This is a genomic window from Pseudoclavibacter helvolus (assembly GCF_014191305.1).
Taxonomy (GTDB): domain Bacteria; phylum Actinomycetota; class Actinomycetes; order Actinomycetales; family Microbacteriaceae; genus Pseudoclavibacter; species Pseudoclavibacter helvolus.
Genome location: NZ_JACHWJ010000003.1, coordinates 1 through 14,260, shown reverse-complemented (window position 1 = coordinate 14,260; position 14,260 = coordinate 1). Strand labels below are relative to the sequence as shown.

The following is a 14,260-nucleotide window of genomic DNA, read 5'->3' as shown; positions in this document are numbered from 1 at the left end:
TGGACGGTTCCCCGCAGTGCTCAGTCGAGCAGCAGCGCGGGCTCTTCCACGATCGTGGCCACGTCGGCGAGGAAGCGGCTCGCGACGTCGCCGTCGACGAGGCGGTGGTCGAACGACGCACCGAGGGTCGTCACCATGCGCGGTCGGACTTCATCCTCGAACACCCACGGCTTGAGCTTGATCGTGCCGAGCGCCAAGATTCCGACCTCGCCCGGGTTGATGACGGGCGTGCCCGTGTCCATCCCGAAGACGCCGATGTTGGTGATCGTGAACGTGCCGTCGCGCATCGCGGTCGGCGGCGTCTTGCCGTCGCGCGCGCGGTACGTGAGCTGCTCGATCGCCTGCGCCAGCTGGTGCAGGGTCATGGCGTGCGCATCCTTGATGTTCGGCACGATGAGCCCACGCGGGGTCGCGGCGGCGAGGCCGAGGTTCACGTAGTGCTTGACCGTGTACTCCTCGTCGGTCCACGCGGCGTTCACCATCGGGTTGCGGCGGATCGCCCACATCACGGCGCGCGCCACGATGAGCAACGGCGAGACCTTGACGCCCGCGAAGTCTGGCGACGCCTTGAGGCGCTTCACGAACTCCATCGTGCGGGTCGCATCCACGTCGGTGAAGAGCGTGACGTGCGGGGCCGTGAACATCGACGACACCATGGCATTCGCCGTCGCCTTGCGCACGCCCTTGACCGGGTGCTTCTCCTCGCGCACCTCGCCCCAGACGGGGGTCTCGAGGTTCTTGAAGACGCTCGCCTGCTGCGCGTGACGGATGACGTCATCGCGGGTCGTCTCGCCGGCGAGGCCGGTCGGCTCGACCTGCGAGAGGTCGACCCCCAAGTCCTTCGCGAGCTTGCGGATCGGCGGCTTCGCGATGATCGGCGAAGCGGATGCGGCTGGCACCGACCCCGGGCGGGCCTGCGTCTGCGCTCCCCCCGAGGCAGCCGCGGGCTGCGCCGGTGGACGGTGCGACGGCTGAGCAGGGGCCGGGATCTGCGCGGGTCGCGTCGGCTGAGCAGGCGCCGCCGACTTCTTGCGGCGTCGCGTGGTCGGCGCGTCACCCAGTCCGTAGCCGACGAGGACGGCGTTGGCCGCCGGTTCTGCACCCTCCGTGGAAACCGTCGAGGCCGCATCCGCCTGGGCTGCGTCGAACTCGAGGTCGACTGCGGGAGCCTCAGGAGCCACCCCGGGAGCCTCGGCACCCTCCGCCCCCGCGGTCTCGATGGAGAGGATGAACTTGCCCACGTCGACGGTCTGGCCTTCGCTCGCGAAGAGCTCGACGACGCGGCCCTCGAAGGGGCTCGGCAGTTCGACGATCGACTTGGCCGTTTCGATCTCGCACAGCGTCTGGTTCAGCTCGACGGTGTCGCCGGCCTTGACGTGCCAGGAGACGATCTCGGCCTCGGTGAGTCCCTCCCCGACGTCGGGGAGTTCGAAGTTCTCGGTGCTCATTGGTGTGCTTGCCTCTATCTGTGCGGGCTTGGTTCAGTACTCGAGTGAGCGGTCGACGGCTTCGAGGATGCGATCTGCGTCAGGCAGGTAGCTCGCCTCGAGCTTGGCTGGCGGGAAGGGCACGTTGAAGCCCGACACGCGAAGCACTGGAGCCTCGAGCGAGAAGAACACGCGCTCCTGCACGGTCGCCGCGATCTCCGAGCCGATGCTCGCGTTCGAGGGAGCCTCCTGCGCCACGACGAGGTGGCCCGTCTTGCGGACGGACTCCACGATCGGCGCGTAGTCGATGGGGCTCAGCGAACGGAGGTCGATGACCTCGATGCTGATGCCCTCAGCTTCAGCAACCGCGGCGGCCTGCAGCGCGACGGCCGTCATGGCGCCGTGCGCGACAACCGTCACGTCGCTGCCGATGCGGGCGACGCGGCTCGCGTGCATCCCAGCAGCCGGCGCGCCGAGGCTGACCTCGCCCTTCTGCCAGTACTTGCTCTTCGGCTCGAAGAACATGACGGGGTCGTTGCTCTTGATGGCCTGCTGGATCATCCAGTAGGCGTCGTTGGGCGTCGACGGCGAGATGAGACGCAGGCCCGCCGTGTGGGCGAAGTACGCCTCGGGGCTCTCCTGGTGGTGCTCGACGGCCCCGATGTGCCCGCCGTACGGCACGCGGATGACAACCGGCATCTGAAGGCGGCCCTCGTTGCGGTTCGTGAGCTTCGCCAGCTGCGTGGTGATCTGGTCGAAGCCGGGGAAGATGAACCCGTCGAACTGGATCTCGCAAACGGGCCGGTAACCGCGCATGGCGAGGCCGATAGCGGTGCCGATGATGCCGGACTCCGCGAGAGGCGTGTCGAGCACGCGGTTCGCGCCGAAGTCGCGCTTCAGGTGCTCGGTGACGCGGAAGACGCCGCCGAGCGTGCCGATGTCCTCGCCAAGCTGGATGACCTTGTCATCGTCTTCCATGGCGCGGCGCAGCCCGGCGTTGATGGCCTTCGCGAGCGGCATCGTGACCGTCTCGGGCGCATCTGCCTCAGGCCCGCTCTGGGTGGTACTCGTGGCGACGTCGGTCATCGGGTTGCCTCCTGGTTCGCGGCCTCGTCGAAGGACGCCTCGTATCGGCGCAGCCACTGCTTCTCGTCCTCAAGCTGCGGGTGCGCGTCGCTGTACACGTTGTCGAACATGGAGTCGTTGTCTGGTTCTTCGATCTCGAAGACGCCACGACGCACGTCGGCCGCGTAGTCCTTGGCGGCCTCGTCGACGCCAGCGAAGAAGTCGTCGCCGACATCCTGGCCGCGCAGGTACTTGGCGAGGCGCGCGATCGGGTCGCGGCGACGCCACGACTCCTCCTCGTCCTTCGTGCGGTACTTGGTGGGGTCGTCGGTCGTGGTGTGGGCGCCCATCCGGTACGTCTCGGCCTCGATGAAGCCGGGGCCGCCACCGGCGCGCGCCCGCTCGAGGTGCGAGCGGGTCACGGCGAAGCTCGCCATGACGTCGTTGCCGTCGATGTGCGTGGAGGGCATGCCGAAGCCACCCGCACGCTTGTAGAGCGGGTTGTTCGCCTGCACGGAGACGGGCACCGAGATGGCCCACTGGTTGTTCTGCAGGAAGAAGACGAGCGGCACCTGGTAGCTCGTCGCGAAGATATACGCCTCGTTGGTGTCGCCCTGGCTTGTCGCGCCGTCACCGAAGTAAACGACGGTCGCCTCGTCTTTGTCGAGGTCGCCGGTGCCCGTGGCACCGTCGAACTTCTGGCCGAGGGCGTAGCCGGTCGCGTGGAGCGTCTGGGAGCCGATGACCAGCGTGTAGGGACGAACGCCGTGGCCTTCCGGCGACCATCCGCTGTGGGTCACGCCGCGCAGCAGGCGGAGCACGTCGACGAGGTCGACGCCGCGCACGAAGGCGACGCCGTGCTCGCGGTAGGAGGGGAATACCGCGTCCTGCGGACGCATGGCGTAGGCGGAGCCGATCTGCGCGGCCTCCTGCCCCTCGGCTGGCACGTAGAGCGACAGCTGGCCCTGACGCTGCAGCATCGTCGACTCGCGGTCGAAGGCTCGCACGTAGCTCATGTCGCGGTACGCGCGCAGGTAGTCCTCGGTGCTGAGCAGCTCAAGCTGCTCGAGGAACGGCTCGGCGGCCTTCGTCGGCTTCACCTCTCCCTCTGGAGTGAGGATCTGCACGGTCTCGTCGCCTGGAGTCACGTCGTGTGGCGCCTTCCTGCTGTTCCGATCCCGGATGCGGTTGCCCGAGATTTCGCCAGTCTAGTTCTCCGCCCCATCGCCATTCAGGAGAAATCCTCCAACACTTCAGGCAGACACTGCACGAGATAGACGAGGATAGGGGGTATGCGAGCCCTCTTGAGCATCATCATCAACGCCGTCGCCCTCTGGGTTGTGACCCTCATCCTGCAGTCACACGTTCAGGTGATCCCGTTCGAGGACTCGACGTGGGGCCTCATCGGCACGCTCGCCCTGTTCGGCCTGATCTGGGGCGTCGTGAATGCGGTGGTCGGCGGGTTCGTGCGTGTCGTCGCGTTCCCGCTCTACATCCTCACGCTTGGCCTCATCTCGTTCATCGTGAACGGGTTCCTGTTCTGGCTGGTCGGCGTCATCAGCGACGGCATCGGCTTCGGCATCGAGGTCTCCGGCTTCTGGTGGGCTGTGCTCGCGGCGCTCATCATGTCGGTCATCACGTCGATCCTCGGCGGCTGGGCACGTGGCGCGGACACGAAGCTCAAGAGCGACCAGCGCCGCCGCGAGGACTGACTCCTCCCTAGATCTTGATGTCGTCGGGCTTGAGGCCCGTCGTTATGGGCGCGAACTTCTCCTCGATGAGCCTGTTGGCCTCGTCAACCGCTTCGCCGGGTTCCGGGAGCGGGTCGAGCCGCTCCACCGTGTAGAGGTTCGCCTCTTCGACCTCGAGCCCTTCGTATGCTCCGAGGAGCTCCGAGCGGGCCGCATCGAGCGCGGGGTCACCGCTCGCGTCTGCCAGACCGGCAGTCTCGAGGTACCTCGCCTGGGAGTGGGCGGCGAGCGGGTCGTCGTCGAGTGGGCTCAGCGCATCGGCATCGGCGAACACGACGGTCGAATCTGTGCCGTCCGGCGCAAGCCCCTGAAGGCCGACGATCGGGTCCTCCCTGTGCTGGATCTCGATGATCGGAGCTGCCTGCCCGCTCCTGCCCTCCTGCTTCTGCAACTCCCCTCTGAGCTTCTCGGCGTCGATGGGCCCTCCGATCGAGACGAGGCCCTTGGTGTCGAACCTCCCCGTCCCGGCTATCGCCGCGGCGACGAGCGCCCCCTGGGAGTAGCCGGCGAACACGACGGCGTCGCCCGGCTCGATCCCGGCGTCCTCCATCGCCGCCAGTGCCGCTGAGACCGACTGCGAGTCGATGCCGGCGTAGGCCGCGAGGTTTCCAGCGAGGTCGAACGGGTTCTCCGTCGACCCGTACGCCTGGTTCGACGTGCCTGTGATCGCGACCTCGAAGAGCTGGTCCCCGTGAGCACCGACGTAGCTCGTGATGCGTGCCTGTGGCCCACCATCGACGGAGGGCGGGATGGCGGCGACCAGCTCCTGAAGACCGGAGGGAGGCGCATCCCGGCCCTCGAGAGGAACAGCGGCGCTCGCCACCCGGAAGCTGTCGCTCGGGATGAGCCCGACTAGGCCGGCCCCCGCGAGCGCCCACGAGACGAGGCTGCTGCCGTCCGCACCTGGCACAGGCGGCAGGCCGAGGAGGCCGAGCGCGAAGTCGTCGGCGTTCTCTACGGTGACGCGGATGAGCTCCTGGATGCGCGGGTCGCTCAGCGTGGGCGCGTCACCGGCCAGCGCCACGAGCGCGGCGATCCCAGCGGCGGGGCCCAAGAGCGCGACCGTGAGCGGAACCGAACGGCCAAGCGCATTGGCGACGCTGGCTCCTGCCGCGTCGACGACGGCCCGAGACAGCGCCTCGGCACGTTCGTAGAGCTCGGCGGCGAGCAGGATGCGCTGGCTCAGCGAGGAGAGCTGCAGCTCGAGCGGGGCTCCACCGAAGAACGCAACCTCGGCCTGTGCCGCCGATGCCGCGAACGAGAGGCCAGACGAGCTCAGCCACGCGGACGCCGGCAGCAACTCCTGCGCGGCGAGGATCGAGCGCAGCGCCGTGAAGTCGACCGCGAAGAGCCCGGCCCTCGCGGCGATAGCGCGGACGTCGCTCGCCCCGACAACAACAAGCTCACCGCTCACCGCGCGCTTAAACCGGCGAGCTCGAGGTCGAGGGAGACGTGCACGGACCGGTAGTCCTCTTCTGCGAGTGCCGCGGCGGTTGCGACGAGCGAGATCGAATCGGCGAGGAACTCGGCCTCGATTGCGAGGCACCGCTGTGCTGGTGAGCTCCACGCATCCGAGTTGGCGAGCAGTCGAAGCCCCGTGCAGATGTCACGTGCCCCCGAGTCGAACGCCTGCAGGGCACGCGCGTTGTCGAGGGCGATGAGCTGCAGCTCGCGGAGGACCTGAGCTCTCGCGTCGTCGATGATGGGCAACGTCGGTCCCATGACGTTGGCCGCGATGGGAACGGATGGCGTGGTCTCTGGCATTCGCTGCCGTCCTCTCGTACGTCGAATGCGTCGATCCTCCGGCGCGAAGCAAGGCCGGAACGGATGGCACAGGACGCTGTGGACAGTTCGCCGTCCACAGGCGAAACGTCTGCAGAGTGAGTCGTCGTTCAGAAACGTCGGAAAAGAACGAGTGAACAGGCGCACGAACAGGCGCCGAATGCGTGAGAATGGTCGTCATGGCGAAAAACAGCAAGGACGCGGTCTTTCGCATCATCTTCGTCTGCACTGGCAACATCTGCCGCTCCCCGATGGCCGAGGTCATCTTCCGCGACACGGTCGAGCAGATCGGCCTCGGCAGCGCTGTGAGCATCGCGTCCGCCGGAACCGGTGAGTGGCACGTGGGCGAGAAGGCAGACCCGCGGACCCAGTCGGCGCTCGAGCGGGCAGGATTCACGGCCGAGAACCACCGAGCGAAGCAGTTCGAAGTCGACTGGTTCGAGACCTTCGACCTCATCATCACGTTCGACCGCGGCCAGCGGCGCATCCTCAAGGCCTGGGCGTCTGATGACGAGCAGCGCTCGCTTGTGCAGCCGCTTCTCACCTTCCATCCGGCCCCTCCCGGCGGGATCACGGAAGTCCCCGACCCGTACTATGGCAACGATCAGCTCTTCGACCACGTGCGCGACATGATCACAAGCGCGTGCCAGGAGCTTCTTCGCCAGATCGAGCCCGTCGTCCGGTCGACCCTCACGGCGCGCGCCGGATCGTCCACATCCCAAGGAGCACAATGAGCCCCCTCCCTCCCCAGATGCTGAGCCCCCTCGACTCGCGCTACCGCAAGAGCGTCGAAGGGCTTGGCGAGCACCTCTCCGAAGCCGCGCTCAACCGGGCCCGCGTGCACGTCGAGGTCGAGTGGCTGCTGTTCCTCACCGACCGCGAGATGTTCGGGTCGCACAAGATCGACGCTGACAAGGCCGCCGCGCTGCGCGCCGTCGTCACCGACTTCGGCCAGAAGGACATCGACGAGCTCGCCGAGGTCGAGGCGCGCACACGCCACGACGTGAAGGCCGTCGAGTACTACGTGCGGGCCCGCCTCGAGGAGCTTGGCCTCTCCGAGCTCGCCGAGCTCACCCACTTCGCCTGCACAAGCGAGGACATCAACAACCTCTCGTACGCGGTCACGATCCGCGACGCCGTGAACGATGTCTGGCTGCCGGCTGCTTCCGGTCTCGCCGACCGCATCGCTGAGCTCGCGGTCGAGCTGCGGGATGTGCCCCTGCTGTCGCTCACGCACGGCCAGCCCGCTACGCCGACCACGCTGGGCAAGGAGCTCGCCGTGTTCACGCACCGCCTGCGCCGCCAGCTGAAGCGCATCGAGTCCACCGAGTACCTCGGCAAGTTCGCCGGCGCGACCGGCAACTTCGCGGCGCACCAGGCCGCGAGCGCCACGACGAACTGGGAGCAGCTCGCGGACGAGTTCGTCACGAGCCTCGGCCTCGTGTGGAACCCGCTGACGACGCAGATCGAGTCGCACGACTGGCAGGCGGAGCTGTACGCCGACGTATCGCGCTACAACCGCATCCTGCACAACTTCTGCACCGACGTGTGGACCTACATCTCGCGCGGCGTCTTCCGCCAGATTCCGCAGGCAGGCGCGACGGGTTCGTCGACGATGCCGCACAAGATCAACCCCATCCGCTTCGAGAACGCGGAGGCGAACCTCGAGATCTCGAGCGCCCTCCTCGACTCGCTCGGCTCGACGCTCGTCACCTCGCGCCTGCAGCGCGACCTCACCGACTCGAGCGCGCAGCGCAACATCGGCGTCGCGTTCGGCCACTCGCTGCTCGCGCTCGACAACGTGACGCGCGGCCTGCGAGAGATCGCGGTCGACGAGGCGCTGCTCGCGACCGAGCTCGACGGCAACTGGGAGGTGCTCGGCGAGGCGATCCAGACGGTCATCCGCGCCGAGATCGTCGCGGGTCGTTCATCGATCGCCGACCCGTACGCCGTCCTCAAGGACCTGACGCGCGGTCGCCGCATCGGCAAGGCCGAGCTCGTCGAGTTCGTGACGGGCCTCGACATCGGGCAGGACGCGAAGGACTCACTCCTGGCGCTCACGCCCGGCGGCTACACGGGCGTCTCATCGCGCCTCGTCGATTACCTGAACTAGTCGCCCAGGTCCAGCGCTACTTGCTGGTGGGGGCCTCGTCCGACGTCGTTTCGTCGAGCGGGGCCTCTTCTGCGTCTGCGGGGGCGGCGGATGCGGGTGCATCCGCTGCCGGTGCCGACTTCTGATCTGCAACGGGCTCGGCGGTTTCAGCGTTCGCGACGACCGGTTCGTTGTTCACGGCCGACTCGGCGGTTGCCTGCTTCGCCGAGCGGCTCTGCTCCCCTTCGTCACTGCGCGCGACGCCCGTCTCGGCGTTCTCGAACCGGTCGAGGTAGATCTCGGTGTCGGGGTTCGGCGAGTAGGAGAGGACGAGCATCGCGAGCACGAGGATCGCGACGATGAACGCAACGCCGGCGAAGATGAGGCCAAGCACGAAGTCCTGCGTGGTGAGCAGCAGGATGAGGAGCACGAAGCCCGCCATCACGGCGGAGATGCCGAGCAGTTCGAAGGGCTTCAGAACCGCGCGGCGCTTGGGTTGTGTCACTGGGGAATCAGGCTTTCTTGGTGAGTTCTGGCTTGACGGCCGGCGCATCCGCGAGCATGCCGCGAAGGGTGATGCCTTCGATGACCAGCAGCACGCCGAGCACTGCGAGGTAGGCGCCGACGTAGCCGACGGTCTGCACGGATGCGGTGAGGGTGCCCTCGACCTGCTCGAGTCCGCCGTAGTCGACGCGGAGGTCTGGTGGGATGATCGCGACGAGGAGCCCGAGGAGCACCGTGATGGCTCCTGTGATGAGCACCTCGCGCGAGAAGAACTTGGTGGCGCGTCCAACTCGGGCGCTGATCAGCTCGAGGGCGCCGGTGACGAGCGCCCAGGTGGCGACCGTGGCGATGAACGCGGCCGCCGTCGCGTGCTCGATCTCGGCCGTGCCCATGAAGAGGGCGAAGCCTCCCGCGAGGGCCGAGACGACGGCGCGCACGAAGGTGAGGGCGCGGGCGGGGTGGTCTTTGAAGCCGACGGCCTCGAAGCCGATGAGCACGCCCGACGCGAGCGCGAACGCCCCGAACGTGATGAATCCGAACGAGGCCGAGTGATCCTGCGAGAAGGTGATGACGGCGGCGATGATCAGCGCGGGCACGGCGCGGGCGATCATCGACATCCACAGGCGTTCCGGTACCGCGGTGGGCCCCACTTGCATCGTCATCGTTCGCTCCTCACGATGTTCGCTCCTCACGATCTGCGGCCAGTCTACCCAGTGGGTTGGTGCGCAGTTCCCGGGTCGACGCTGCCGTCACCGTGTTGCAACTTGGCTTTCGCCCGCGAAGTCAACGTGGAATAGGCTCGAGATGACGTCTTGACTGTCCCGGTTTCCCAGCCGCCACCAAGCGAAGGCCGACAATGGGAATCGATCGTCTTGTGCACTGCTCGGCCCCAAAACGGCTGTCCTAGGGGATCCTGACGCGAGGTGAATTACTTGACCCATGCTTTCCACGACCGCCCTGCTCGTCATCGATCTACAGCAAGGGGTCGTAGAGGACTGCTTCGACGCGGCCGGCGTCCTGGACCGCACGACACAGCTTGTCGACCGTGCACGAGCAGAGGGCGTACCCGTCGTCTGGGTGCAGGACCATGGCGGCTTCGCCGAAGGAAGTGAGGCATGGAGACTCGCAACACCGCTGGTGCGCACGGCTGACGAGCCCCTCGTACGAAAGGAGTATCGCGATCCCTTCACCGACACAGACCTCGCAGAGGTCCTAGATTCCTTGGGCGTGCGGCACCTCGTGGTTGCCGGAGCCCAAAGCGACTACTGCATTCGGACAACAACCCAAGCGGCCGCGGCGCGCGGTTTCGACGTGACACTCGTGTCGGACGCGCACACGACGACCGATGCCGAGCACGACGGCGTCGTCATCACCGGCGATCAGATCGTCGCGCACACCAACATGTACTTCAGCGGACTGCGCTACCCCGGTCAGAGGTTCGCCGCGGAGACGCACGAACGCATCAAGTTCGGCCCCGGCGGGGAGGGGTGCGCTCTCGCGAGACGACGCTTCGACGTCCTCTACGCGATGCTCCGAGACGGCACCATCCATCAACGGCGCACGCCCCGTGTTGCTTGACAAGAGCCATAGTCCTCCACCAGAGCGGTGATCGAGGGTCGCATCCCTGACCACTTGACAACCTGTCGGCTCATTGCGTCGCGAGTGCCGCCGACCGCTCACTTCCCCTCTGTCAGCTGACCTCTGGGACGGACGTGCGCGTAAGTGCGGCCCCGACGATCGACGAGAGGAGGCCGAAGAGTCCCCCGAGCACGAGGGCGGCGAGAGTGGCAACGAGCGGATGCGAGATACCGAGCGGGGCGAACATGTCGGCCCCCGGGGTGGAGAAGAAGCCGAAAGTCGCGGCGAAGCCGAGGAACCCAGCGGGTGTCGCCGAGAGTGGCTCGAATCGCCCCAGCACCACGAGTGCTGCGGCACCAATGCCAACCGTGCTCGCCACGACCCACGGGCTACCTCTGAAGAGTCCTCCCGGCACCCGATCAAGCAGGGCGCTCTCGCGATCCTGGTCGGTGCGACTTCCGGTTTCGGCAACTTCGGTCACTGCAGCAGTCGGAGTCATGCGTTTTCGCTTTCAGGAGTCAGCGGTGGATGATCGGCAGCCGGGTCCCCGAAGATGATCACCTGGCGGATGGCCCGCCCGTCGGCGAGCTCATCCATCGCCTCGTTGATGCGGTCGAGGCCGATGGTGGAGGAGATCAGCGCCTCCACGGGCAGCTTCCCCTCCCGCCAGAGTTGGGCGTACTTCGGGATGTCTCTGGCCGGCACGGCTGAGCCGAGGTAGCTTCCGACGATCGAACGCGCTTCGGCGGTGAGCCCGAGAGGCTTGATCGTCGATTCCGCCGTCGGCGCCGGGAGTCCGACGGTGACGGTCGTCCCGCCAACCGCCGTGAGGGCGATGGCTGTCTCGAAGGCACGCGGATGCCCGGCAGCCTCGATCACGACAGCCGCCTTCACGTTCGCTTCCATGGCCTCTTGCGGCGTGTAGACCGCTGAGGCGCCCAGCTCCGTTGCCCTCACCAGCTTCTCGGGAACCGCGTCGATGCCGATCACATCGCCGAGTCCGAGCGAGACCGCCGTGATGAGCGCCGCCATCCCGACCCCGCCCAGGCCGACCACCACTACTGTGTCGCCCTCCTGGGGGTGGCCGGCGTTGAGCACCGCTCCGCCCCCGGTGAGCACCGCACATCCCAGCACGGCCGCGATTTCGGGTGGAACGTCATCATCCACGGGAACCATCGACCGCCGGTTGATCACCGCATGGGACGCGAAGCCCGAGACACCGAGGTGGTGGTAGACCTCCCCATCAGTGTCGTGCAGCCTCATCCCGCCATCGAGGAGCGTGCCGTCGTTGTTCGCTGCCGATCCAGGGATGCACGGCAGCCTGCCATCGGTCGAACAGTTGGCGCATTCACCGCAACGCGGCAGAAAAGCCATGACCACCCGCTGCCCGATCTCGAGATCGGTCACATTCGCACCGAGCTCCGCCACGCGGCCGGCCGCCTCGTGGCCGAGCAGCATCGGCATCGGGCGGCGGCGGTTGCCATCGACCACGGAGAGGTCGGAATGACAGATGCCGGCCGCCTCGATACGCACGAGCACTTCATCCGGCCCGGGTGCGTCGAGTTCGAGCTCCTCGATGACGATCGGCTTAGAGTCGGCATAAGGGCGTGGCCGGCCAATCTCGGTGAGCACAGCTCCGGTGATCTTCATGCTGCCGACCCCTGATTCGTGGCAGACGCGCGGGAGCCGACGTGTGAGTGCGCTGAGCCGGAGGCCGCATCCGCCACGAGCGCCTCACTCACCGCGGTACCAATGTCGTCGCCAGCCCGCAATGGTCGGTCGTGGAAGATACCCTCGTGTGCGAGCACGGGGCGACGATCTCCCGCGAGCTCCGGGTAGCGCTCCTCCAGATTCTCTCTCTTCTCTGCGAGATCGTGCCAGTGGCGGATCGTCTCCTTGTCGCCGCGTCCGACCGCGTTCCAGCTCTTGGGCATCTGTTCGCGCGACGGTCCGGCCGAGGCACGGTTGCCGATCTGCACTCGCGAAGGACGCTTGTCGGCCGCGCTCCCGCATCGCGGGCACGCAGGGGCCGGCTCGCTCATCGAGGCCACACCGGCCTCAAAGTTGTGCCCGTCCCGGCACCGGTAGTCATAGAGGATCATCTTCGTTCCTGTCGTTCCTATGGGTTGGTGGAGTCTCGTGTTCGCGAGCGTTCGAGGTCGCGCGCGCCTCAGCTGTAGTAGCCGTTCGGGGCATAGCGGAGCGTCTTCGCCTGCTCGCTGTCGTGCCCGAAGATGACCTCGGCGTTCGTCTCCTCGGCGATGCGCCGGAGCTTCTCCACAGACTCCAGCCAGCGCAGGTTGTCCCACACGATCGCCGCACCCACGGCTGGAGGTCCCCAGCTGTCAGCGAGGTATACGGCGTCGGAGGTGAACAGCTTCGTGCCCTCGTTCTCGAGGTCGACGCGCAGCGACATCGTGCCCCAGGTGTGCCCTGGCGTCTGGATCACGCTGACTCCCGGGACGATCTCCACGTCGTCGCTGACGCCCTCCATCGACAGTCCCCGATAGTCGTCGACGATGTGGGCGCCCTGCGAGTAGCCGTCGATCGCTAGGGCGTTCTCGATCTCGGTGCTATTAGCGACGATGCGGGTCTTGCCGTTGTCGAACATCTTCGCGTTTGCCGCATGGTCAAAATGCAGGTGCGAGAGCACGAGCACATCGATGTCGTCTGGTGTGAGCTCGAGCTGGGCGAGCGAGCTGTCGAGGTAGCCGGGGCCGTCGGTGGGCTCTTTGACGGGGAAGAAGTCATGGAACCCGGTGGGCGCCCAACGCTGCTCCCAGTCACGCGGTACACCCGTATCCCAGAGGATGCGGCCCTCCGGATGCTCGATGAGTACGGCATGAGTCGGGCAATCACCCCAGACGACCGGATCGTCCTTGTGGAACCGGTCGCGGATCGTCCGCCCGCCCTTCAGGAGAAGCCAGGTCAGATCGGTCTCCATGACCCCGGTCGACAGTACGTGCACACGCATATTCGTCACGACAACCTCCATTGCTTGCTGAGTGATCGGCCAATGTGCCTTGCGCAAGCATCGCTGACCGGACGTCGCCCGCCTATGTACTTGCAGACCACACGTCGATGCAAGGAATGGCTTGACTGAACATCGGTTGAGTAGCTTGATGAAATGACGACTGCAGATGAATTCGGTGCGCCCGCCGCACTAGCGTCCACGCCACCAGCGGAGGCCGTCCTCCGAGCGGTGTCGGAGTGCACCGCCGACATGGCCAGCGTGCGGGACCGCGTCGTGGTCTTGAAAGCGATCCTGCGGCGCACGCGACGATTGCTCGACACCGACATGAGCTACATGAGCCTCAACGATCTGACGGCGGGAGAAACCTACATCCACCTCACCGACGGCGTGCAGACCGAGGCCTACCGCACGATTCGGATGCCGCTCGGCACGGGGGTACTCGGTGCAGTAGCCGCGGGGGGCGCGGCTGTGCAGACCACCGACTACCTGCACGACCCCGAGATGAACCACCTCAGCGAGATCGACGTCATCGTGCAGGCCGAAGGCGTGAAGACCATCATGGGAGCCCCGCTGCGGATCCGCGGCCGCATGGTGGGCGCGCTTCTGGTCGCCAGTCGCTCTCGCACAGTCTTCCCGGACGAGGCCGTGCATGTGCTCGAGCAGATGGCCGCGCAGACTGCGATCGCGCTCGAACAGTGGCGACTCAAACAGGAAATCCTTCGACTGGGCGACGAGGTGAGAGCCACCGAAACGAACGTGGAGCTCCGCTTGCGCGAGCTCGAAGACATTGTGCGACTCGACGAACGGTTGATGGGGAGCCTGCTCACTGCGACGAGCGCTGCCGGAGTGCTCGACCCACTTTCAGAGGCGATCGGCGCTCCAGTCGCTCTGCACGATCCCAACGGGGCTCTATTGAGCGGCGGGCCACCACTCCCCGCCGAGGCCTTCAGCGCCTGGGAAGTGCGCTCGGCGATCGGAGCGGCAGCACAGTCGGGACATGCCGTCGGGATCCGCTTCGGCGCGGCATCATTCATGGTTGCGGCTGCGTCGGCGGGTGATGAACATCTGGCAACGCTGGCAGTGCGGA

Annotated in this window: 16 protein-coding genes; 5 read left to right on the top strand and 11 right to left on the bottom strand. The window is 66.7% G+C overall.

Going from position 1 to position 14,260, the window contains the following annotated elements:
• Positions 1-20 precede the first annotated feature (20 nt).
• From FHX72_RS09660 to FHX72_RS09650, 3 genes are all read right to left on the bottom strand, one after another.
• Complete coding sequence (locus FHX72_RS09660) at positions 21-1,448, bottom strand: dihydrolipoamide acetyltransferase family protein (RefSeq protein ID WP_183624695.1); 1,428 nt, start codon at positions 1,446-1,448, stop codon at positions 21-23.
• A 33-nt stretch (positions 1,449-1,481) separates the two neighbouring features.
• Positions 1,482-2,447 (bottom strand): alpha-ketoacid dehydrogenase subunit beta, encoded by a 966-nt coding sequence (locus FHX72_RS09655; RefSeq protein ID WP_068493579.1) that lies wholly within the window; start codon positions 2,445-2,447, stop codon positions 1,482-1,484.
• Positions 2,448-2,509: 62 nt separating this feature from the next.
• Positions 2,510-3,640 (bottom strand): thiamine pyrophosphate-dependent dehydrogenase E1 component subunit alpha, encoded by a 1,131-nt coding sequence (locus tag FHX72_RS09650; protein WP_183624693.1) that lies wholly within the window; start codon positions 3,638-3,640, stop codon positions 2,510-2,512.
• A 144-nt stretch (positions 3,641-3,784) separates the two neighbouring features.
• On the opposite strand from FHX72_RS09650, the gene FHX72_RS09645 reads away from it, so the two are divergent.
• Entirely contained in the window at positions 3,785-4,204 is a 420-nt protein-coding gene (locus tag FHX72_RS09645; protein ID WP_068482123.1) for a phage holin family protein, read from the top strand.
• 7 nt (positions 4,205-4,211) lie between these two features.
• On the opposite strand, the gene FHX72_RS09640 is transcribed toward FHX72_RS09645, so the two are convergent.
• Together FHX72_RS09640 and FHX72_RS09635 are read right to left on the bottom strand one after the other, a co-directional pair.
• Complete coding sequence (locus tag FHX72_RS09640; RefSeq protein WP_068482126.1) at positions 4,212-5,657, bottom strand: alpha/beta hydrolase; 1,446 nt, start codon at positions 5,655-5,657, stop codon at positions 4,212-4,214.
• Positions 5,654-6,007 carry a hypothetical protein gene (locus FHX72_RS09635; protein ID WP_068493387.1) on the bottom strand — a complete coding sequence of 118 codons (354 nt, stop codon included), beginning with the start codon at positions 6,005-6,007 and terminating at the stop codon, positions 5,654-5,656. The genes FHX72_RS09640 and FHX72_RS09635 overlap by 4 nt, the downstream gene beginning before the upstream one ends.
• Before the next feature lie 197 nt (positions 6,008-6,204).
• Here FHX72_RS09635 and FHX72_RS09630 point away from each other — a divergent pair, with 197 nt between their 5' ends.
• Together FHX72_RS09630 and purB are read left to right on the top strand one after the other, a co-directional pair.
• Positions 6,205-6,759 carry a low molecular weight protein-tyrosine-phosphatase gene (locus FHX72_RS09630; protein WP_244157474.1) on the top strand — a complete coding sequence of 185 codons (555 nt, stop codon included), beginning with the start codon at positions 6,205-6,207 and terminating at the stop codon, positions 6,757-6,759.
• Positions 6,756-8,138 (top strand): adenylosuccinate lyase, encoded by a 1,383-nt coding sequence (gene purB, locus FHX72_RS09625; protein ID WP_183624691.1) that lies wholly within the window; start codon positions 6,756-6,758, stop codon positions 8,136-8,138. Before FHX72_RS09630 ends, purB begins: the two co-directional genes overlap by 4 nt.
• 16 nt (positions 8,139-8,154) lie before the next feature.
• On the opposite strand, the gene FHX72_RS09620 is transcribed toward purB, so the two are convergent.
• Both FHX72_RS09620 and FHX72_RS09615 read right to left on the bottom strand, forming a co-directional pair.
• Positions 8,155-8,622 carry a hypothetical protein gene (locus FHX72_RS09620; protein ID WP_183624689.1) on the bottom strand — a complete coding sequence of 156 codons (468 nt, stop codon included), beginning with the start codon at positions 8,620-8,622 and terminating at the stop codon, positions 8,155-8,157.
• Between the two features lie 7 nt (positions 8,623-8,629).
• Complete coding sequence (locus FHX72_RS09615) at positions 8,630-9,283, bottom strand: DUF308 domain-containing protein (RefSeq protein ID WP_068482134.1); 654 nt, start codon at positions 9,281-9,283, stop codon at positions 8,630-8,632.
• 277 nt (positions 9,284-9,560) lie between these two features.
• Between FHX72_RS09615 and FHX72_RS09610 the strand changes: the two genes are divergently transcribed.
• Complete coding sequence (locus FHX72_RS09610) at positions 9,561-10,199, top strand: cysteine hydrolase family protein (RefSeq protein WP_183624687.1); 639 nt, start codon at positions 9,561-9,563, stop codon at positions 10,197-10,199.
• Between the two features lie 112 nt (positions 10,200-10,311).
• On the opposite strand, the gene FHX72_RS09605 is transcribed toward FHX72_RS09610, so the two are convergent.
• From FHX72_RS09605 to FHX72_RS09590, 4 genes are all read right to left on the bottom strand, one after another.
• The gene (locus FHX72_RS09605) at positions 10,312-10,698 is read right to left on the bottom strand and encodes a DUF1097 domain-containing protein (RefSeq protein ID WP_183624685.1); all 387 of its coding nucleotides are present in this window, start codon (positions 10,696-10,698) and stop codon (positions 10,312-10,314) included.
• The gene (locus FHX72_RS09600) at positions 10,695-11,849 is read right to left on the bottom strand and encodes an alcohol dehydrogenase catalytic domain-containing protein (protein ID WP_183624683.1); all 1,155 of its coding nucleotides are present in this window, start codon (positions 11,847-11,849) and stop codon (positions 10,695-10,697) included. The genes FHX72_RS09605 and FHX72_RS09600 overlap by 4 nt, the downstream gene beginning before the upstream one ends.
• A complete protein-coding gene (locus FHX72_RS09595) occupies positions 11,846-12,301 on the bottom strand; it encodes a zinc ribbon domain-containing protein (protein WP_068482140.1) in 456 nt (151 codons plus the stop codon). Before FHX72_RS09595 ends, FHX72_RS09600 begins: the two co-directional genes overlap by 4 nt.
• A gap of 68 nt (positions 12,302-12,369) precedes the next feature.
• The gene (locus tag FHX72_RS09590; RefSeq protein ID WP_068482294.1) at positions 12,370-13,173 is read right to left on the bottom strand and encodes an N-acyl homoserine lactonase family protein; all 804 of its coding nucleotides are present in this window, start codon (positions 13,171-13,173) and stop codon (positions 12,370-12,372) included.
• A 153-nt stretch (positions 13,174-13,326) separates the two neighbouring features.
• On the opposite strand from FHX72_RS09590, the gene FHX72_RS09585 reads away from it, so the two are divergent.
• On the top strand, positions 13,327-14,260 hold a 934-nt coding region (locus tag FHX72_RS09585), incomplete at its 3' end, for a GAF domain-containing protein (RefSeq protein WP_183624681.1).

Coding starts and splice junctions, on each gene's coding strand:
- FHX72_RS09655 (WP_068493579.1), bottom strand. CDS start 2,447: ATGCCGCTCGCGAAGGCCATCAACGCCGGGCTGCGCCGCGCCATGGAA.
- FHX72_RS09630 (WP_244157474.1), top strand. CDS start 6,205: ATGGCGAAAAACAGCAAGGACGCGGTCTTTCGCATCATCTTCGTCTGC.
- FHX72_RS09660 (WP_183624695.1), bottom strand. CDS start 1,448: ATGAGCACCGAGAACTTCGAACTCCCCGACGTCGGGGAGGGACTCACC.
- FHX72_RS09615 (WP_068482134.1), bottom strand. CDS start 9,283: ATGACGATGCAAGTGGGGCCCACCGCGGTACCGGAACGCCTGTGGATG.
- FHX72_RS09595 (WP_068482140.1), bottom strand. CDS start 12,301: ATGATCCTCTATGACTACCGGTGCCGGGACGGGCACAACTTTGAGGCC.
- FHX72_RS09635 (WP_068493387.1), bottom strand. CDS start 6,007: ATGCCAGAGACCACGCCATCCGTTCCCATCGCGGCCAACGTCATGGGA.
- FHX72_RS09610 (WP_183624687.1), top strand. CDS start 9,561: ATGCTTTCCACGACCGCCCTGCTCGTCATCGATCTACAGCAAGGGGTC.
- FHX72_RS09645 (WP_068482123.1), top strand. CDS start 3,785: ATGCGAGCCCTCTTGAGCATCATCATCAACGCCGTCGCCCTCTGGGTT.
- purB (WP_183624691.1), top strand. CDS start 6,756: ATGAGCCCCCTCCCTCCCCAGATGCTGAGCCCCCTCGACTCGCGCTAC.
- FHX72_RS09590 (WP_068482294.1), bottom strand. CDS start 13,173: ATGCGTGTGCACGTACTGTCGACCGGGGTCATGGAGACCGATCTGACC.
- FHX72_RS09600 (WP_183624683.1), bottom strand. CDS start 11,849: ATGAAGATCACCGGAGCTGTGCTCACCGAGATTGGCCGGCCACGCCCT.
- FHX72_RS09605 (WP_183624685.1), bottom strand. CDS start 10,698: ATGACTCCGACTGCTGCAGTGACCGAAGTTGCCGAAACCGGAAGTCGC.